Raw genomic sequence first — 19,187 nt, 5'->3', positions numbered from 1 at the left:
GTTCTCGCTTCACGAGCCCCGGAATGACACGTGTAAGGCTACGTCGCCACCGCTCCCTCGCCGTCCGTCTCAAGCCGGAACGCTGCGGCGAACAGCGTGCGGGTGTACTCGCTCTTCGGATTCTTGAAAAGCGTGGAGGCCGGCCCTTCCTCCTCGACCTTGCCTGACTTCATCACGATCAGGTGGCTCGCGAGCGAGGCCACCACGCGCAGATCGTGCGAGATGAACATGTAGGTGAGATCGCGTTTGCGCTGCAGGTCGCGCAGCAGGTCGACCATCTGCGCCTGGAGCAGCATGTCGAGCGCCGAGGTCGGCTCGTCGAGCACGACGAAGTTCGGCTCCAGCACGACGGCACGGGCGATCGAAATGCGCTGGCGCTGGCCGCCGGAGAATTCATGCGGATAGCGGAAGCGCCACTCGGGATCGAGGCCGACATCCTGCAGCGCCTTCACCACCCGCGCCTCGCGCTCCTCGCGCGACAGCTGCGGCTGGTGCACCTCGAGCCCCTCGTCGATGATATCGGCCACCGACATGCGCGGACTGAGCGAGCCGAACGGATCCTGGAATACGATCTGCATGTCGCGGCGGAACGGCCGCATCTGCTTGAAGCGCAGGCCCTGGATGTCCTTGCCGAGAAACACGATCGGACCGTCCGACGAGATCAGCCGCAACAGCGCCAGCCCCAGCGTGGTCTTGCCGGAGCCGGACTCGCCGACGACGCCGAGCGTCTCGCCCTTGCGCACCGCAAGGCTGACGCCGTCGACCGCCTTGATGTGGCCGACGGTGGAGCGCAGCAAGCCGCGCTTGATCGGGAACCAGACCTTGAGCTTGTCGGCGGACATCACGACCGGCGCGTCGGGTTGCGGGGGCGCCGGATCGGGCTTCGGCTCGGCCGCAAGCAGCGCGCGGGTATAGACGTGCTTCGGCGCGGTGAAGACCTGCTCGACCGGCCCCTGCTCGACGATCTTGCCATTGTTCATCACACAGACCGTGTCGGCGATGCGGCGGACGATGCCGAGATCGTGGGTGATGAACAGCATGCTCATTCCGAGCCGGGTGCGGATCTCCGCGAGCAGCGACAGGATCTGCGCCTGCACGGTGACGTCGAGCGCCGTGGTCGGCTCGTCCGCGATCAGCAGGTCAGGCTCGTTGGCCAGTGCCATCGCGATCATCACACGCTGGCGCTGGCCGCCCGACAATTGATGCGGATAGCTCTTGAGCCGCGTCTCGGGCTCGGGGATGCCGACCTGGCGCAGCAGTTCCAGCGTCCGCGCCTTCGCCGCCGTGCCGCCGATGCCCTGATGCAGCGACAGGATCTCGCCGATCTGGGATTCGATGGTGTGGAGCGGATTGAGCGAGGTCATCGGCTCCTGGAAGATGATCGAGATGTCGTTGCCGCGGACCTCGCGCATCTCCCGGTCGGACGCCGTGAGCAGGTCGCGGCCGCGGAAGCGGATCGCGCCCGAGGGATGCGAGGCCGTCGGATAGGGCAACAGCCTCAGGATCGACAGCGCGCTGACGGATTTGCCCGAGCCGGATTCACCGACGAGCGCCACGCACTCGCCGCGCTTGATCGAGAACGAGATCCCGTCGACCGCAACCGAGCGGCCGAACGCGACCGAGAGATCGCGGACGTCGAGCAGGGGCTGGTTGATGGCGTCCATGCGTCAACCCTTCGAGAATGTCTTGCGCGGATCGAACGCATCGCGCGCCGCTTCGCCAATGAAGATCAGAAGCGACAGCATGATCGCGACCGAGAAGAAGCCGGTGAGACCGAGCCACGGCGCCTGCACATTGGCCTTGCCCTGCGACAGCAACTCGCCGAGCGACGGCGAGCCGGGCGGCAGGCCGAAGCCGAGGAAGTCCAGCGCGGTGAGCGTCATCACCGAGGACGACACGATGAAGGGCAGGAACGTCATGGTCGCGACCATCGCGTTCGGTAGCAGGTGGCGGAACATGATCACGGCGTTGGAGACGCCGAGCGCGCGCGCCGCCTGGATATACTCGAAATTGCGCCCACGCAGGAACTCGGCGCGCACCAGCCCGACCAGCGAGACCCACGAGAACAACAGCAGGATTCCGAGCAGGATGAAGAAGCCGGGCGGCAGCACCGCCGAGATGATCAGCAGCAGATAGAGCGAGGGAATCGCGGTCCAGATCTCGATCAGCCGCTGGAAGGTGAGATCGATCCAGCCACCGAAATAGCCTTGCACGCCGCCGGCGGCGACGCCGATGATCGAGGAGAATATCGTGAGTGTCAGGCCGAACAGCACCGAGATACGGAAGCCATAGATCAGCCGCGCCAGCACGTCGCGCCCCTGATCGTCGGTGCCGAGCCAGTTATATTCGAGGTCGCGGCAGCCCTTCAGGCCCTTCCGCTGCACCACGTCCTTGCACTCGGCCTCGGTCAGCATCCAGGTCGGCTTCGACGGCACGGAGGTCGGCGGGTCGAGGTTACGGGTGTCATAAGAATAGCGGATCGGCGCCCAGACGATGCTGCCGCCCTTGGCCGCGATCTGCTTCTGCAGGTACGGGTCACGGTAATCAGCCGAGGTCTCGAAGTCGCCGCCGAAGGTGGTCTCGGCATAGCTGAACAGCACCGGCCAGTAGTAATGGCCGTCATACTTGACGACCAGCGGCTTGTCGTTGGCGATGACGTTCGCGAACAGCGACGTCACGAACAGCACAAGGAAGATCCAGAACGACCAGTAGCCGCGACGATTCGCCTTGAAGTTCTGCCAGCGCCGCTTGTTCAGCGGCGACGGCGAGAAAGCATGCTGCGTGGCGGGCACGGTCTCGCCGAGCGGCGATTGCGTCGAGGTCTCGACCGGCTGGGGAGCGAGCATCGCCATCAGACCTCCCTCGCCTCGAAGTCGATCCGCGGATCGATCCACATGTAAGCGAGATCGGAGATCAGATTGACCACGAGTCCGACCAGCGAAAAGATGAACAGCGTTCCGAACACAACCGGATAGTCGCGATTGAGGATGCTCTCGAAGCCGAGCAGGCCGAGGCCGTCGAGCGAGAAGATGGTCTCGATCAGCAGCGAGCCGGAGAAGAAGGCGTGGATGAAGGCGCCCGGGAAACCCGCGATCACGATCAGCATGGCGTTACGGAAGACGTGACCGTAGAGCACCTGCCGCTCGCTGCAGCCCTTGGCGCGCGCGGTCATGACATACTGCTTGCGGATCTCGTCGAGGAACGAGTTCTTGGTCAGCAGCGTCATGGTGGCGAAGGCGCCGAGTGCCATCGATATCATCGGCAGCGTCAGGTGCCAGAAATAGTCGATGATCTTCCAGTACCAGGGGAATTGCGACCAGCCGTCCGAGGTGAGGCCGCGCAGCGGGAAGATGTTGAAGAACGAGCCGCCGGCGAACAGGATGATCAGCAGGATCGCGAACAGGAAGCCGGGAATGGCGAAGCCGATGATGATCACCGCCGACGTCCATGTGTCGAACCGCGACCCGTCCTGCACCGCCTTGCGGATGCCGAGCGGGATCGAGATCAGGTAGGTCAGCAGCGTCATCCAGATCCCGAGCGAGATCGAGACCGGCAGCTTCTCCTTGATGAGCTGGATCACGCTGATGTCGCGGAAATAGCTCTTGCCGAAATCGAAGCGGGCGAAATTCCAAACCATCAGCGCAAAGCGCTCGGGCGCCGGCTTGTCGAAGCCGAACTGCACTTCGAGCTTCTTGATGAAGTCGGGATCCAGCCCTTGTGCGCCGCGATATTTGGAGTTGATCGCGGCGGCCGCGCCGCTGCCCTGGCCGCGCTGGGCAGCGAAATCACCACCGCCGCCCGAGACGCGCGAGGTGCCACCGGTATCGGCGCCGTTGATCTGGGCGATGACGCGCTCGACCGGGCCGCCGGGCGCAAACTGCACGACCACGAAGGAGACGAACAGAATGCCCAGCAGCGTCGGCAGCATCAGGAAAATGCGACGGGCGATATAGGCGCTCATCGGCTACTTCGCCTGTTCGAGCTTCGCGGCCTTGGCCGCATCATACCACCAATTCTCAGGCGCACCGACGCCCTGGGTGTATTTCGCCAGCTTCTCGGTATGACCGAACTGATCCCAATAGGCGATCGGATGTGTGTTGCGATACCACTGCGGCACCCAATAGCGGCCGGCGCGGAACACGCGGTCGAAGGCGCGGCAGGCAATCGTCAACTCATGGCGGTTGTTCGCGCCGATGATCTTTTCGACCAGCGCGTCGATGACAGGACTGGAGATGCCCGCAAGATTGTAGGAGCCCTTGGTCTTCGCCGCCTGCGACGAGAAGAACGGCCGCATGCTGTCGCCGGGCGTCGCCGAGAAGCTGAAGCGCTGCATGGTGATGTCGAAATCGAAGTCGTCCACCCGGGCGCGATACTGCACGGGGTCAACAACGCGGAGCGTCGCATCGATGCCGAGCGTCCCGAGATTCTTGATGAAGGGCCCGTGATGCGGCTGCAGCGAGGGCTCATCGACGAGGAATTCGATCGTGAACGGCTCTCCGCTCGCCTGCACGCGCTTGCCGTCCTTGATGGCACAACCGGCCTCGTTGAGCAGTTGCGCGGCCTTGCGGAGCAGCGTGCGATCCTGGCCGGAGCCGTCGGACATCGGAGGCACGTAGGGCAGGGCGAACACTTCGTCCGGCATCTGGCCGCGGAACGGCTCGAGCAGTGCAAGCTCCTCCGGAGAGGGCGGCCCTTCCGCCACCATGTCCGAATTCTGGAACGGCGATACGGTACGCGCATAGGCATCATACATGATGGTCTTGTTGGTCCACTCGAAGTCGAAGGCGTTGATCAGCGCCTCACGCACGCGCGCATCCTTGAACCTGTCGCGGCGCATGTTGATGAACCAGCCCTGCGCGCCGGACGGCGTGTCGTCAGGCAGCGTCTCGCGCTTGACGCGGCCGTCCTTCACCGCGGGAAAATCGTAGCGCGTCGCCCAGACGCGGGCGGTGAACTCCTCGCGGAACAGATAGTTCTTCGCGGTGAAGCCCTCGAACGCGACATCGCGATCGCGATAGAATTCGTAGCGCACGGTATCGAAATTGTAGCTGCCGCGGTTGACCGGCAGGTCGGCGCCCCACCAGTCCTTGACGCGATCAAACTCGATGAAGCGATTGACCTCGAACTTGCCGACCTTGTACGGCCCTGAGCCGAGCGGCGTATCGAGCGTCGTTTCGTCGAACGGCCGCGTCGCGTAATAGGCCTTGGAGAAGATCGGCCGGCTCGCAACGAACAGCGGCACGTCGCGAGCGCGATTGGGCGCGAAGGTCACGACGACGGTCGCATCGTCGGGCGCCTCGGCCTTCACGAAGTCGCGCAACTGCACGACGATCAGCGGATGGCCCTTTTCCTTCAGCGTAGTGAGCGAGAAGACGACGTCCTGCGCGGTCAGCTTCGAGCCGTCGTGAAAGCGCGCCTCGGGGCGCATGGTGAAGCGGTAGGTGAGCTTGTCAGGCGAGATCTGCACCGACTTCGCTGCAAAGCCGTACATCGCGTCGGGCTCGTCATTGGCGCGCGACATCAATGTCGCGAACGTCATGTCCATGCCCTGCGCACCCTCACCCTTCAGGATGTAGGCGTTCAGCGAGTTGAAGGTGAAGTAGGACTGGTTGTTGTCGCGCACCGAAGGGATGAACGAAAAGGCCCCGCCCTTCGGGGCGCTCGTATTGACGTAGTCGAACTGCTTGAAATCTGCCGGATATTTCAGGTCGCCGAACACCGACATGCCATGCATCTCGGTTCCGTTGTCGGCGGCTGCCGGTGCTGTGCGAAGTCCTGCAGCACTCAACGCACCGATGCCGAGACCGAGTGCGTGCCGACGGGTAAATAGCACCATGCGCGGATCCTTGACGTTATGAACGCTTGACCTTCGCCGCCTTGTCGGCGTCGTACCACCAGATCAGCGGGAATCCCGAGAGACCGTATTTCGGCATCTGATCCGGGCGACCGAAACGATCCCAACGCGCCGTACGCACCTTGGGATAGTTCCATTGCGGGACCACGTAATGATTCCACAACAACACACGGTCGAGCGCTTTGGTTGCAGCAACAAGATCGTCACGATCCGTCGCGAAAATCACCCGCTCGATCAGCTTGTCGATCGCGGGGTTCTTGATGCCGACGATGTTGCGGGATCCCGGCGCTTCCGCGGCTTTCGTTCCCCAGAATTCGCGCTGCTCATTGCCGGGAGACAGGGATTCTGGCCAGGACCCGACAACGATGTCGAAATCCCAATCGCGCAGACGGTTTTCATATTGAATTGCATCAATTGTGCGCACACTGACCGACATTCCAAGCCGTTCGAGCGAGGGCTTGTAGGCCAGCATGACCCTTTCGAAATTCGGATCTTCGCTCAGCAATTCGATCGAGAAGGGCTCGCCGCTCTTTGAATTCACCAGCTTGCGGTCACGCACCTCGTAGCCGGCCTCCTTCAGCAGACGTAATGCCTCGCGGAGATTTTCACGCACGGCCTCGGGATTTCCACCGACCGGATTCGTGTAGGCCGTCGTAAATACCTCGGCTGGCACCTGTCCACGCAACGGTTCGAGAATGGCAAGCTCCTTGTCCTGCGGCAGGCCAGTCGCCATCAGTTCCTCGGCACCGTCGAAGTAGCTGATGATGCGCTTGTATTGGCCGAAGAACAGCTGCTTGTTTATTTCCTCGAAGTCGAACGCAAAGTTCAAAGCCCGGCGCACCCGCGGATCAGCGAATTTGGCGCGACGCAGATTCGGCGCGAAGGCTTGCATGATGCCGGAACTGCGGTTCGGAAACTCCTCCAGCACCACGCGCTTGTCGGTGACAGCGGGAAAACTATAGGCGGTCGCCCACGCCTTCGCGCTGTTCTCCGTACGCCAATCGATCTGATCGCCCTTGAACGCCTCGATCGCAACCGTCGGATCCCTGAAGTACTCGTAGCGCAGCTCGTCGAAATTGTTGCAGCCGACATTGGTCGCGACGTCGTGTGCCCAATGGTCCTTCACTCGCTCGAGAGTCACAGTCCTTCCCGCGACAAACTCCTTGATGCGATACGGTCCCGACCCGAGCGGCTTCTCGAGCGTTGTCGCTGAAATATCACGCTTACGGCCCTGGTCATCGGTGCCTTCCCACCAGTGCTTGGGCAAGATCATCAGTTGGCCCACGATCTGCGGCAGTTCGCGATTGCCCGGCATGTCGAAGACAAACCTCACTTCGCGATCGCTGATCTTCTCCGCCTTCACTACATGGCTGTAATAAGCGGAAAACATCGGATGATGCGTCTTGAAGGCGCCGAGCGAGAAAATCACGTCTTCCGGGGTAATGGGTGCCCCGTCATGCCACTTTGCTTGAGGACGCAGACGGTAAATGACGTAGGAGAAGTCGTCGGGATAACTTGCAGCCTCCGCCAGCAATCCGTACTCGGTCGAGACTTCGTCGAGCGAAGGCGTCGTCAGCGATTCATAGACCATCGCGACGCCGCCAGCGATGGAGCCTTTCACGCCCGAGACGACGATATTGAAATTGTCGAAAGTGCCGATGGCAATTTGCCGGACAAGACCGCCCTTCGGGGCATCCGGATTGACATAGTCAAATCGCTTGAAATCGGCCGGGTATTTGACGTTGCCGAAGAGCGACAGGCCGTGGCGCCATTTGAGCCCGTTCGGGGCGTCATCCGCGAATGCCGGCGTGACCGTGGACAAGCCGGGATTGAGCCCAAGCGCCGGAGCCATTGCGGCCAGCGCACTGCCTTGAAGAAGATGTCGTCGGGTGATCGCCAAAATTCGTCTTTCCTGCTCGCGGCCCCCGCTTACATGGGACCCAATATAAGGCAACGATTCGACAAATTACGTTGCTTTTTCCTCATGATAATAACCCGGGAACGATGTCGGTGCGGCGAAACGTCCCGATAACAGTCCCGCGACACCCGATTGCCCAAGCGAAAACGGCCAGGCATTGCCTGGCCGTCTCGTCCGCGCATGATCGCGAAAAGCAAATCGTTATTACTTCGAAGCCGTCGGGAGCGGAGCGGGATGCTCCGAATTCGAGTTCAGGAAGGCGATAATGTCGGCGCGCTCGCTGTCCTTCGGAACGCCGGCAAAGCCCATCGCGGTGCCCGGGATGAAGCCCTTCGGGTTGGTCAGGAACTTGTTGAGGTCGTCGAAGGTCCAGGTGCCGCCCTTGGCCTTCATGGCCGCCGAGAAGTTGAAGCCGCGGCCTTCGCCACGAGGCTCGTTGACGATGCCGTAGAGGTTCGGACCGACGCGGTTCGGACCGCCTTTCTCGAAGGTGTGGCAGGCCTGGCACTTCTTGGCCGCGGCGGCGCCCTTTTCGACCGAGGCGGTCTGCAGCAGCTTCTCGATCGGCTCCGACTTGGCCGCGGCGGCCTCGCCGCCACCAGCGGGGGCCGCTTCCTTGACTGCGATCTCGAAACCCGGCTTCTCCGGCTCCTTCGCAGAGAACACTGCACCGGCGGTAAAGCTCGTCACCAAGACAACAATGCAGGTGCCGAGAAGCGCACCGAGAATCTTATTGAGTTCGAAGGAGTCCATTGTGGGTCAGGCTCCGGGCCTTGAATGTCAACTTCAGGCCGGGAAAACGGCCGCGGGAAAGGACCCGGGAATCGACCATTCGTGCCTCCCCCCAGGCAGGTTTGAGATATCGGTTTGCCCGCGCTCTGGCAACCCGTATAAACGCGCCGGATTTGACCCCCTCCCCATCAATTTCCGCAGGCCGGACGGGCCCCGACACGAATGACCGAACCGCGTACCTTGGTGCTGATTCCCGCCCGCATGGCCGCTACGCGGCTGCCCGGAAAACCGCTTTTGGACATCGCCGGGCTGCCGATGATCGTCCACGTGCTGCGGCGGGCCGAGGCTGCGCGGATCGGCCGGGTCGCGGTTGCAACCGACACCGCCGAGATCGCTGACGTGGTGAAGGCGGCCGGCGGCGAGGTGGTGATGACCCGCGCCGACCATCCCTCCGGCTCGGACCGGGTCCATGAGGCGATGACGATCCTCGATCCGGACGGGACAGCCGACATCGTGGTCAACCTGCAGGGCGATTTCCCGACCATCACGCCCGAAACCATTCGCAGCGTGATGCCGCCGCTGGCCGATCCGGCCGTCGATATTTCGACGCTGGCCTCGCAGATCCATACCGAGGAAGAGGACCAGGCCCCCAGCGTCGTCAAGGCGGTCGGCTCGCAGATCGGTCCGAACCGGCTCCGCGCGCTCTATTTCACCCGCGCCACCGCGCCCCATGGCGACGGACCGCGCTACCATCACATCGGCTTNCTTGTACGCCTACCGCCGCGCCGCGCTCGAGCGCTTCGTGCGCCTGCCGCCTTCCCGGCTGGAATTGCAGGAGAAGCTCGAACAGCTCCGCGCGCTCGAGGCCGGCATGCGGATCGACGTCACCATCGTCGACACCGTCCCGCGCGGCGTCGACACCCCGGCCGATCTCGAAACCACCAGGCGGATACTGGCAAAAGCCTGATCCGCTGGTAAAAGGCCCACCATGACCAAGAAGCTGAAAATCGCGTTCCAGGGCGAACCCGGCGCCAATTCCCATATCGCGATCGTCGAGGCCTATCCGGACGCCGAGCCGATGCCCTGCCCGACCTTCGAGGATGCGCTGGCCGCGATCTCGTCGGGCGAGGCCGATCTCGGCATGATCCCGATCGAGAACTCGGTCGCCGGCCGCGTCGCCGACATCCATCATCTGCTGCCGGCCTCCGGCCTGTTCATCGTCGGCGAGTGGTTCCTGCCGATCCGCCACCAGCTGATGGCGATCAAAGGCACCAAGCTCGCCGACATCAAGACCGTGGAGAGCCATGTCCACGCGCTCGGCCAGTGCCGGCGCATGATCCGCAAGCTCGGCATCCGGCCGATCGTCGCGGGCGACACCGCCGGCAGCGCGCGCGACATCTCCCATCGCGGCGACACCAGCGTGGCGGCGATCGCCTCCCGCCTCGCCGCCGACATCTACGGCCTCAATATCCTCGCCGAGGACATCGAGGACGAGGCCCACAACACCACCCGCTTCGTGGTGCTGGCGCGCGAGGCCAAATGGGCCGAGCAGGGGTCGGGGCCGCTGGTCACCACTTTTGTCTTCCGGGTGCGCAACCTGCCGGCGGCGCTCTACAAGGCGCTGGGCGGGTTCGCCACCAACGGCGTCAACATGACCAAGCTCGAGAGCTACATGGTCGACGGAAATTTCTTCGCCACGCAATTCTACGCCGATGTCGACGGCCATCCCGACGACCGCGGGCTCGCCTTCGCGCTGGAGGAGCTGAAATTCTTCTCGCGCGAATTCCGCATCATCGGCGTCTATCCCGGCCACCCCTTCCGTGCGACGTTCAGCGAAACGCGGGACTGAGTCGCCCGCGCAGCCCTCCACGCATACGTCGTCCCGGCGAAGGCCGGGACCCATAACCACCGACCTTAGTTAAACGAAAGGCCATGACCACCTCGCTCGACAGCTGAAGCCGCGGCGTATGGGTCCCGGCCTTCGCCGGGACGACGACAGTTATGCCGCCCTCTTCCTTAGCCCAAACGCCTCGGCGAGCAGGCTGTACGACTTCTTCCGCGCGTCATGGTCGTAGACCGCGGTGATCACCATCAACTCGTCGGCCTGGGTCGCTGTGATCAGCGGCCGCAGCTTCGTCATCACTGTCGCCGGGCTGCCGACGAAGAGACGCGAGCGGTTGCGGGCGATCAAGGCGCGATCGGCGTCCGTGTAAGGATAGGCTTCCGCCTCCTCGACGCTCGGCAGCGGCAGATACTGGCCACGGTCGCGGCGCAGCCGGTTGAGATCCATCGACATCGCGAGCTTCTCGGCCTCCGCATCCGTCTCGGCCGCGACGACGGCAACGGCCAGGATCGCGGCCGGCGCGGCACGCCACCCCGACGGCGTGAAATGCGCGCGATAGTTGACCATCGCAGCGATCGCATCGTGGGTTGCAAAATGGTGCGCGAAGGCAAAGCCCATCCCGACCTGCGCGGCGAGTTCGGCGGAATAATCGCTCGAGCCGAGCAGCCAGATCGGCGGCAGCGGCGAATCGTCCGGCATCGCCACCACCTTGTTGTAGGGGTGACCGGCCGGGAAATCGCGCGTCTCCCACAGGGTCAGCTCGTGCAGCCGTTCGAGAAAATCATCGCCCTCGCGGCGGTCGAGCCGGCTGCGCAGCGCATAGGCCGTGGCGCTATCGGTGCCGGGCGCGCGGCCGAGGCCGAGATCGATGCGGCCGGGAAACAGCGCCTCCAGCATCTTGAAGCGCTCGGCGACCACCAGGGGCGCATGGTTGGGCAGCATCACGCCGCCGGAGCCGACGCGGATGTTCTGTGTCACCGCCGCGATCTGCCCGATCATCAGGTCGGGCGCGGGGCTCGCGACGGAAGCGAGATTGTGGTGCTCGGCAAGCCAGTACCTGACATAACCGAGCGCATCGACATGGCGTGCCAGATCGATGCTGTTGCGCAGCGCGGCGGCGGGTCTCGTGCCGGTGGTGACGACAGAAAGGTCGAGGACGGAGAGCGGGATCATGGCGCCAGCCTAGTGTCGTACGATCGGCCGACAAAGGCCCAGGCCGCGCAGATCAGGCCCGCGCCGCGAGGCCCGTACCGGATGCTCCCAGCGCCACCTGCCTTGGGACGAAATAAAACAATTCATTGAAAGGTCAGCTCTGCCCAACCTTATTTAGGAGTCGACGCGCGCCAAGACGCATATTTCATTATCAATAACAACAGTATATATGTCATCCGCATTTAGAATCAGCTTCCCACTTGCACCTTTACCGGTTCTCTTTTGAGCAATTTTCAACCGTCAATGGGCAATTTCCCATACCCGATGGGCTGTTTGATTTGGTCCATTTTCCCTATCTTAGGCGTCATATCCAGGCCAGACGTCTGCCCACTCGTTGCGGAGCCCTTGCGTATCATGACCGAGACCCTTTCTCCCGCGTCGAACGGACGCCATGCACCGAAGACTCCCAATATCTCCTTCGAATTCTTCCCGCCGAAGACCGAGGAGATGGAGCGCAATCTGTGGGACACCATCAACCGCCTGGCGCCGCTGACGCCGAACTTCGTCTCGGTGACCTATGGCGCCGGCGGCTCGACCCGTGAGCGCACCCATTCGACCATCACCCGCATCCTGCGCGAGACCGCCCTGCTGCCGGCCGCGCATCTGACCTGCGTCGGCAGTTCGCGGGGCGAGATCGACGAGATCGTCGACCGCTATCACGAGGTCGGCGTCCGCCACATCGTGGCGCTGCGCGGCGATCCGCCGGGCGGCATCGGCACGCCTTACTTCACCCATCCGGACGGCTATCAGAGCTCGGCCGAGCTCGTCGCCGGGATCAAGAAGCGTCACGCCGACATCGAGATCTCTGTCTCGGCCTATCCCGAGAAGCATCCGGAGGCCGCTGATTTCGACGCCGACATCGACACGCTGCAGGCCAAGGTCGACGCCGGCGCGACGCGTGCCATCACGCAAGTGTTCTTCGACAACGAACTCTACTACCGCTACGTCGACCGCGTGCGGGCACGCGGCATCGAGATCCCGATCGTGCCGGGCATCATGCCGATGCACAATTTCAAGCAGGCCCGCAATTTCGTGACCCGCGCCGGCACCAGCGTGCCGGACTGGCTCGCCGAGAAGTTCGACGGCCTCGACAACGACGCCGAGACGCGCAAGCTGGTCGCCGCCACCGTGGCCGCCGGCCAGGTGCAGAAGCTGTTCAAGCACGGCGTCGACACCTTCCACTTCTACACCATGAACCGCGCGGACCTCGTGTTCGCGATCAGCCATTTGCTCGGCATCCGCCCGAATGGCACGCAGAAGGCTGCCTGATCCATGACCGTTCCCGTTTCTCCCAAGCGTAACGCTTTGCTCGCGGCTGCCCGTGAGCGCATCCTGGTGCTCGACGGCGCCATGGGCACCATGATCCAGGGGCTGCAGTTCGACGAAGCCGCCTTCCGCGGCGAGCGCTTCAAGGACTTCCACCGCGACATCAAGGGCAACAACGACATCCTGATCCTGACGCAGGCGCAGGCGATCGAGGACATCCACGCCGCCTATCTGCGTGCCGGCGCCGACATCGTTGCGACCAATACCTTCTCCTCGACCTCGATCGCGCAGGCCGACTACGACATGTCGGACCTCGCCTATGAGCTGAACCGCGAGGGCGCCCGGCTCGCCCGCGCTGCCGCCGAACGCGTCTCGGCCGAGGACGGCAAGGAGCGCTTCGTCGCCGGCGCGCTCGGCCCGACCAACCGCACCGCCTCGATCTCGCCCGACGTGTCGAACCCCGGCTATCGCGCGGTGACCTTCGACGATTTGCGCAAGGCTTACGGCGAACAGGCCCGCGGCCTGCTCGATGGCGGCGCCGACATGCTGCTGGTCGAGACCATCTTCGACACGCTGAACGCCAAGGCCGCGCTGTACGCGATCGCCGAAATCATCGAGGAGCGCGGCATCGACGTGCCCGTGATGATCTCGGGCACCATCACCGACAAGTCCGGCCGCCTGCTCTCCGGCCAGTTGCCCGAAGCATTCTGGCACTCGGTGCGGCACGCCAAGCCTGTCACCATCGGTTTCAACTGCGCGCTCGGCGCCGAGGATCTGCGCGGCCACATCGCCGATATCGGCCGCGTCGCCGATACGCTGGTTTGTGCGTATCCGAACGCCGGCCTGCCCAACGAGTTCGGCCAGTACGACGAGACGCCCGAGTACATGGCGCCGCTGATCGGCGAGTTCGCCGCCTCCGGCCTCGTCAACATCGTCGGCGGCTGCTGCGGCACCACGCCCGACCATATCGCGGCGATCGCCAACGCCGTCGCGCCGCACAAGCCGCGCGTGGTGCCCGTGATCGAGCCGCGACTGCGGCTCTCCGGCCTGGAGCCGTTCACGCTGACCGATGCGATCCCCTTCGTTAACGTCGGCGAACGCACCAACGTCACCGGCTCCGCTCGCTTCCGCAAGCTGATCACTGCGGGCGACTACACCGCGGCTCTTCAGGTCGCGCGCGACCAGGTCGAGAACGGCGCCCAGGTCATCGACGTCAACATGGACGAGGGCCTGCTCGATTCCGAAGCGGCGATGGTGACATTCCTCAACCTCGTCGCCGCCGAGCCTGACATCGCGCGCGTGCCCGTGATGGTCGACTCCTCGAAATTCCACGTCATCGAGGCCGGCCTGAAGTGCATCCAGGGCAAGCCGATCGTCAACTCGATCTCGCTGAAGGAAGGCGAGGAGAAGTTCATCCACGAAGCGACGGTCGCCAAGCGCCACGGCGCCGCCGTGGTGGTGATGGCGTTCGACGAGACCGGTCAGGCCGACACGTTCAAGCGCAAGACCGAGATCAGCAAGCGCGCCTATGACATCCTGGTCAACCGGCTCGACTTCCCACCCGAGGACATCATCTTCGATCCGAACATCTTCGCGATCGCGACCGGCCTTGAGGAGCACAACAATTACGGCGTCGACTTCATCGAGGCGACACGCTGGATCCGGCAGAACCTGCCCGGCGCCCATATCTCCGGCGGCGTCTCCAACCTCTCCTTCTCGTTTCGCGGCAACGAGCCGGTACGCGAGGCGATGCACTCGGTGTTCCTGTACTATGCCATCAAGGCCGGCATGGACATGGGCATCGTCAATGCCGGGCAGATGATCGTCTATGACGACATCGACCCCGAGCTGCGCCAGGTGTGCGAGGACGTCATCCTCAACCGCGACGCGAGCGCCTCCGAGCGGCTGCTGGCGCTGGCCGAGAAGTTCCGCGGCAAGGAGAAGCAGGCCAAGGAGCAGGATCTCGCCTGGCGTGAATGGCCGGTCGAGAAGCGGCTCTCCCACGCGCTGGTGCACGGCATCACCGAGTTCATCGAGGAAGACACCGAGTCCGCCCGGCAGAACGCCTCCCGCCCGCTCGACGTCATCGAGGGGCCGCTGATGGCCGGCATGAACGTGGTCGGCGACCTCTTCGGCGACGGCAAGATGTTCCTGCCGCAGGTCGTGAAGTCGGCGCGCGTGATGAAGCAGGCGGTCGCCTATCTGATGCCGTTCATGGAGGAGGAGAAGGCGCGCAACCTCGCCAATGGCGTCACCGGCGACGGCCGTAGCGCCGCGGGCAAGATCGTGCTCGCGACCGTGAAGGGCGACGTCCACGACATCGGCAAGAACATCGTCGGCATCGTGCTCCAGTGCAACAATTTCGAGGTCATCGACCTCGGCGTGATGGTACCTGCCAACAAGATCATCGAGACCGCCAAGGCAGAGAACGCCGACATCATCGGCCTGTCCGGTCTGATCACGCCCTCGCTCGACGAGATGAGCTTTCTGGCGGCCGAGCTGGAACGGCAGGGCCTGAACCNCGCTCTTGATCGGCGGCGCCACCACGAGCCGCGTGCACACCGCCGTGAAGATCGATCCGAACTATCGGGGCGGACCGGTCGTGCATGTCAACGACGCCAGCCGCGCGGTCGGCGTTGCCTCCTCGCTGCTGTCGCCAGAGAAGAAGCAGGCCTATGCCACCGAGGTGCGCGCCGAATATGCCAAGATCTCCGCGGCGCATTTCCGCGCCCAGGCCGACAAGAAGCGGCTGAAGCTCACTGATGCGCGCGCCAACAAGGTCGCGATCGACTTTGCTGCCGTGCCGCCGAAGAAGCCGACCTTCTTCGGGCAAAAGAGCTTCGACGCCTACGACCTCGCCGAGTTGGCCTCCTACATCGACTGGACACCGTTCTTCCAGACCTGGGAATTGGCCGGCCGCTTCCCCGCGATCCTCGACGATCCCAAGATCGGTGAGGTCGCCCGCTCGCTCTATGACGACGCGCGCAAGATGCTCGACACGATCGTCAAGGAGAAGTGGTTCACCGCCCGCGCCACCATCGGCTTCTGGCCGGCGAATGCCGTCGGCGACGACGTCGAGGTCTATGCCGACGAGACGCGGAAGGAGAGGATCGCGACCTTCCACACGCTGCGCCAGCAGCTCGAGAAGCGCGAGGGCCGCTTCAACGCCGCGCTGTCGGACTTCATCGCGCCGAAGGAGTCGGGCGTGGCCGACTATATCGGCGGTTTCGTCGTCACGGCCGGCATCGGCGAGGATGCGGTCGCCGACCGGTTCAAGAACGCCAATGACGATTACTCCTCGATCCTGTGCAAGGCGCTGGCCGACCGCCTCGCCGAGGCGTTTGCCGAGCGCATGCACCAGCGCGTGCGCAAGGAGTTCTGGGGCTATGCACCGGACGAGACCTGGACCTCGGACGAACTGATCCTCGAGAAGTACGACGGCATCCGTCCCGCGCCCGGCTATCCGGCGCAGCCTGACCACACCGAGAAGCGGACGCTGTTTGCGCTGCTCGATGCCGAGAACACCGCCGGCGTGAAGCTCACCGAGAGCTTTGCGATGTGGCCGGGCTCCTCGGTCTCCGGGCTCTACTACTCGCATCCCGAGAGCTTCTATTTCGGCGTCGGCAAGATCGAGCGCGACCAGGTCGAGGACTACGCCGCGCGCAAGGACATGACACCCGCCGAGATCGAGCGCTGGCTCGCGCCTATCCTGAACTACATCCCGTCGAAGGATGGCGCGAAGGAGCCCGCGATCGCTCCGGCCGCCACGCCCGCCAACGACGCCACCGAACTCGCCTCGCACCCGCCGGGCTGTACCTGCGCCGTGCATCTGGCCTGGCGCAAGAAGAAGGTCGGCGCGGGGTAGCTCTTCCTTCCCTTCTCCCCTTGTGGGAGAAGGTGTCGCGGATGCAATCCGCGACACTGTCGCATCGCGTCCGCCCTCTCCCACAGGGGGAGAGGGAAGCATCATCACCTCTCCGACACTTGTCATCGCCGGGCTTGACCCGGCGATCCATCTTCAAGGACACTTTCTGAACGATGGATGCCCGGGTCGAGCCCGGGCATGACACCTGAGGGGCCCATGCAATTCTTCTCCTTCTGGCGGTCGCTGGCGAGCTTTCGGGTGCGGATCGCGCTCAACCTGAAACAGGTGCCGGTCGAGGTGATCCTGGTCGACATCGATGCGGATGCGCACCGCACTGATGCCTACCGCAAGGTCAATCCGCAGATGGCGCTGCCAGCGCTGGTGACCGATGACGGCACCGTGCTGGTCCAATCGCTCGCGATCATCGATTATCTCGACGAGACCCATCCGACTCCAGCGCTGCTGCCGGCCGGCGCGCTCGGCCGCGCCCGAGTCCGCGGGCTCGCGCAGATGGTTGCCTGCGAGGGCCATCCGCTGCTGACGCCGCGGGTGCGGCGCTATCTCGACCGCGAGCTGGACTTGCGCGACAGCCAGCAAAGCGCCTGGCGACGGCACTGGACGGTCGAGACGCTCGCCGCGCTCGAAGGCCACCTCGCCGGCCACAAGGCGACCGGTCAATTCTGCCACGGCGACACGCCCGGTCTCGCCGACATCTGCCTGGTCAGCCATGTCACCGCGGCGGTCAACCAGCAGATCAACCTGTCGCCCTGGCCGACCGTGAAGCGCATCCACGAAACCGCGATGGCCCTGCCGGCTTTCGCCAAGGCACATCCCTCCGTGCAGCCGGATACGCCGGAAGCGATACGGGCGAAGTAGTGCGCGGTCGAGCCGTCGTTCGCGACGATGCCTTCTGCAATCGTCACGGCGGCAACCCCGACGATGGCAGACGTATTCAATTGTCAAACAGCTTGCTCAGTGTCACCACCCGCGCATGCGGGTGATCCAGTATTCCAGAGACGCCGGCGCCTGAAGTTGATTTGCGTCACTCTCACGACATCGTCGTCCCTGCGAAAGCAGGGACCCATACTCCGCGATGGATGTTGTTGATGGGCCTCGTCGTTCCAGCGGTCGCTCAACAATGACCATTTGTGGTTATGGGTCCCTGCTTTCGCTGGGACGACACCGAATGTGTTGTACCGCCGGTGAGTCATACATCCGCATTCTCGCGACATAAGCTGTCCGAGCTTTGGTTCACTTTCCGCCCTCCCTTCAAGCAGAGGGCGCAGGGAAAGCCGGGTGCCGATCGCACCCATGGGTCCCGCGTAGTAAAAAACGCGGGAGGTAGGACCACAGGTGTAACCGGAGCAATCCGGCTTTCCCTGCGCGATGGTTTACGGCTTATACGTACTCTCCCCGGTGAGACTGGGCTGTTTTGTCACCGCCCTCCGCAAAAACGCTTTCGCGTTTTGCGGGGGGACACCTGCCACTAGGTGTGGAGCCTCAAGAGGTTGTTCCCGGTCAATCCGAGTCTGCTGATCGGTGGCTTTGAGCCGATACTGCCATGAGGACGATGCCAGTTGTAGCAATGAAGCCATCGTGGCAACTCGGCTGCTCTTTCTGCTGAGGTGTTGTAGGCCTGCGCATAGGCCCATTCTCGTAGGCTGGTTTGAATGAAGCGTTCGGCCTTGCCATTGGTTTTGGGTGTATAGGGCCTGGTGCGGATGTGCTTGAGGCCGAGGCGCTTACACGCCCTTAGGAAGGCGAAGGATTTGTAGCACGCGCCGTTGTCGGTCATGACGCGCTGTACCTTCACGCCGAGGCTCACGTAGTAGGCCACGGCCGCCTTGAGGAAAGCGATGGCGCAACCCTTTCGCTCGTTCTTCATGACCTGGCTGAAAGCGATCCGTGACGCATCGTCGATGCAGACATGTACGTATTCCCAGCCTGGCCCTTGACGGCGAGAACGCAGATTGCTCGACCCATGTCGATCGCCGGTGATCCGATGGCCGATCCGATTGAACTTGCCGAGCTTTTTGATGTCTATGTGGATCAGTTCACCAGGATGCTGGCGCTCATAGCGCCGGATCGGCTCGGCCGGCTCCAGGGCAGCCAGCCTGTTCAAACCGAGTCGGCGCAGGATACGGCTGACGGTTGCTGCGGAGACCCCAACTTCGAGCGCGATCTGTTTGCCGGTGTGGCGCTGCCGGCGGAACGTCTCGACAGCGGCGCATGTGGCTGCCGGGGTTTGGCTTGGCAATGAATGAGGCCGCGAGGAACGATCCCGCAAACCATCGACGCCTAATGCGCGGAAGCGCTTGACCCATTTGGCGACCGTCTTTGCCGTCACATTGAATTGGAGCGCGGCTGTGGCCTTCGTCAGGCCGCCCTCGATCACGCTCCGCACCATCGCCTCTCGACCTTTCGGCGTCAAAGGCGCATTCTTGTGGATGTTCATCTGGTCTCTCCGGGGAACACTGAAGTTTCGCAACCTCAGCTT

General features: G+C 63.5%; 11 protein-coding genes and 4 pseudogenes. 7 read left to right on the top strand and 8 right to left on the bottom strand.

What is annotated here, in order from left to right; all coding sequences use genetic code 11:
• Positions 1 to 38 precede the first annotated feature (38 nt).
• The 6 genes from AS156_RS38665 to AS156_RS38640 form a co-directional block, all read right to left on the bottom strand.
• Positions 39 to 1,664: an ABC transporter ATP-binding protein gene (locus AS156_RS38665; RefSeq protein ID WP_066515634.1), complete on the bottom strand. Its 1,626-nt coding sequence runs from the start codon at positions 1,662 to 1,664 to the stop codon at positions 39 to 41.
• A 3-nt stretch (positions 1,665 to 1,667) separates the two neighbouring features.
• Positions 1,668 to 2,852, bottom strand: coding sequence for an ABC transporter permease (locus AS156_RS38660; RefSeq protein ID WP_066515632.1), 1,185 nt, complete (start codon positions 2,850 to 2,852; stop codon positions 1,668 to 1,670).
• The gene (locus tag AS156_RS38655) at positions 2,852 to 3,961 is read right to left on the bottom strand and encodes a microcin C ABC transporter permease YejB (RefSeq protein ID WP_066515627.1); all 1,110 of its coding nucleotides are present in this window, start codon (positions 3,959 to 3,961) and stop codon (positions 2,852 to 2,854) included. The genes AS156_RS38660 and AS156_RS38655 overlap by 1 nt, the downstream gene beginning before the upstream one ends.
• Positions 3,962 to 3,964: 3 nt before the next feature.
• Positions 3,965 to 5,836: an extracellular solute-binding protein gene (locus AS156_RS38650; RefSeq protein WP_066515625.1), complete on the bottom strand. Its 1,872-nt coding sequence runs from the start codon at positions 5,834 to 5,836 to the stop codon at positions 3,965 to 3,967.
• Positions 5,837 to 5,852: 16 nt separating this feature from the next.
• Positions 5,853 to 7,754: an extracellular solute-binding protein gene (locus tag AS156_RS38645; RefSeq protein ID WP_066515623.1), complete on the bottom strand. Its 1,902-nt coding sequence runs from the start codon at positions 7,752 to 7,754 to the stop codon at positions 5,853 to 5,855.
• Between the two features lie 222 nt (positions 7,755 to 7,976).
• Entirely contained in the window at positions 7,977 to 8,525 is a 549-nt protein-coding gene (locus tag AS156_RS38640) for a c-type cytochrome (RefSeq protein ID WP_066515620.1), read from the bottom strand.
• A 201-nt stretch (positions 8,526 to 8,726) separates the two neighbouring features.
• Between AS156_RS38640 and AS156_RS38635 the strand changes: the two are divergent.
• The 3 genes and pseudogenes from AS156_RS38635 to AS156_RS38630 all read left to right on the top strand — a co-directional run.
• Positions 8,727 to 9,268, top strand: a pseudogene (locus tag AS156_RS38635) (3-deoxy-manno-octulosonate cytidylyltransferase family protein); the annotation flags it as partial.
• Between the two features lies 1 nt (position 9,269).
• Positions 9,270 to 9,471: pseudogene (locus AS156_RS45485) on the top strand (3-deoxy-manno-octulosonate cytidylyltransferase); the annotation flags it as partial.
• Positions 9,472 to 9,492: 21 nt separating this feature from the next.
• Positions 9,493 to 10,353 (top strand): prephenate dehydratase, encoded by an 861-nt coding sequence (locus tag AS156_RS38630; RefSeq protein ID WP_066515618.1) that lies wholly within the window; start codon positions 9,493 to 9,495, stop codon positions 10,351 to 10,353.
• Positions 10,354 to 10,503: 150 nt separating this feature from the next.
• Here the strand turns inward: AS156_RS38630 and AS156_RS38625 are convergent, their stop codons facing one another.
• Positions 10,504 to 11,520, bottom strand: a complete 1,017-nt coding sequence (locus tag AS156_RS38625) for an LLM class flavin-dependent oxidoreductase (RefSeq protein ID WP_066515612.1) — start codon at positions 11,518 to 11,520, stop codon at positions 10,504 to 10,506.
• Positions 11,521 to 11,913: 393 nt separating this feature from the next.
• Between AS156_RS38625 and metF the strand changes: the two genes are divergently transcribed.
• The 4 genes and pseudogenes from metF (at position 11,914) to maiA (ending at position 17,566) form a co-directional block, all read left to right on the top strand.
• Positions 11,914 to 12,828: a methylenetetrahydrofolate reductase [NAD(P)H] gene (gene metF, locus AS156_RS38620; protein WP_066515611.1), complete on the top strand. Its 915-nt coding sequence runs from the start codon at positions 11,914 to 11,916 to the stop codon at positions 12,826 to 12,828.
• 3 nt (positions 12,829 to 12,831) lie between these two features.
• Positions 12,832 to 15,346 (top strand): annotated as a pseudogene (gene metH, locus AS156_RS38615) (methionine synthase); the annotation flags it as partial.
• A gap of 1 nt (position 15,347) precedes the next feature.
• Positions 15,348 to 16,690: pseudogene (locus tag AS156_RS45480) on the top strand (vitamin B12 dependent-methionine synthase activation domain-containing protein); the annotation flags it as partial.
• 216 nt (positions 16,691 to 16,906) lie between these two features.
• Positions 16,907 to 17,566 (top strand): maleylacetoacetate isomerase, encoded by a 660-nt coding sequence (gene maiA / locus AS156_RS38610; protein WP_066515610.1) that lies wholly within the window; start codon positions 16,907 to 16,909, stop codon positions 17,564 to 17,566.
• A 610-nt stretch (positions 17,567 to 18,176) separates the two neighbouring features.
• On the opposite strand, the gene AS156_RS38605 is transcribed toward maiA, so the two are convergent.
• A complete protein-coding gene (locus tag AS156_RS38605) occupies positions 18,177 to 19,145 on the bottom strand; it encodes an IS481 family transposase (protein WP_066500989.1) in 969 nt (322 codons plus the stop codon).
• Positions 19,146 to 19,187: the final 42 nt, after the last annotated feature.

This window comes from Bradyrhizobium macuxiense, assembly GCF_001542415.1.
Lineage (GTDB): Bacteria > Pseudomonadota > Alphaproteobacteria > Rhizobiales > Xanthobacteraceae > Bradyrhizobium > Bradyrhizobium macuxiense.
This window is presented reverse-complemented; position numbering and strand designations above follow the sequence as displayed.

Excerpts from the sequence above, each read along its gene's own strand:
- AS156_RS38665 (WP_066515634.1), bottom strand. The coding sequence starts at position 1,664 with ATGGACGCCATCAACCAGCCCCTGCTCGACGTCCGCGATCTCTCGGTC.
- AS156_RS38660 (WP_066515632.1), bottom strand. The coding sequence starts at position 2,852 with ATGGCGATGCTCGCTCCCCAGCCGGTCGAGACCTCGACGCAATCGCCG.
- AS156_RS38655 (WP_066515627.1), bottom strand. The coding sequence starts at position 3,961 with ATGAGCGCCTATATCGCCCGTCGCATTTTCCTGATGCTGCCGACGCTG.
- AS156_RS38650 (WP_066515625.1), bottom strand. The coding sequence starts at position 5,836 with ATGGTGCTATTTACCCGTCGGCACGCACTCGGTCTCGGCATCGGTGCG.
- AS156_RS38640 (WP_066515620.1), bottom strand. The coding sequence starts at position 8,525 with ATGGACTCCTTCGAACTCAATAAGATTCTCGGTGCGCTTCTCGGCACC.
- AS156_RS38630 (WP_066515618.1), top strand. The coding sequence starts at position 9,493 with ATGACCAAGAAGCTGAAAATCGCGTTCCAGGGCGAACCCGGCGCCAAT.
- AS156_RS38625 (WP_066515612.1), bottom strand. The coding sequence starts at position 11,520 with ATGATCCCGCTCTCCGTCCTCGACCTTTCTGTCGTCACCACCGGCACG.
- metF (WP_066515611.1), top strand. The coding sequence starts at position 11,914 with ATGACCGAGACCCTTTCTCCCGCGTCGAACGGACGCCATGCACCGAAG.
- maiA (WP_066515610.1), top strand. The coding sequence starts at position 16,907 with ATGCAATTCTTCTCCTTCTGGCGGTCGCTGGCGAGCTTTCGGGTGCGG.
- AS156_RS38605 (WP_066500989.1), bottom strand. The coding sequence starts at position 19,145 with ATGAACATCCACAAGAATGCGCCTTTGACGCCGAAAGGTCGAGAGGCG.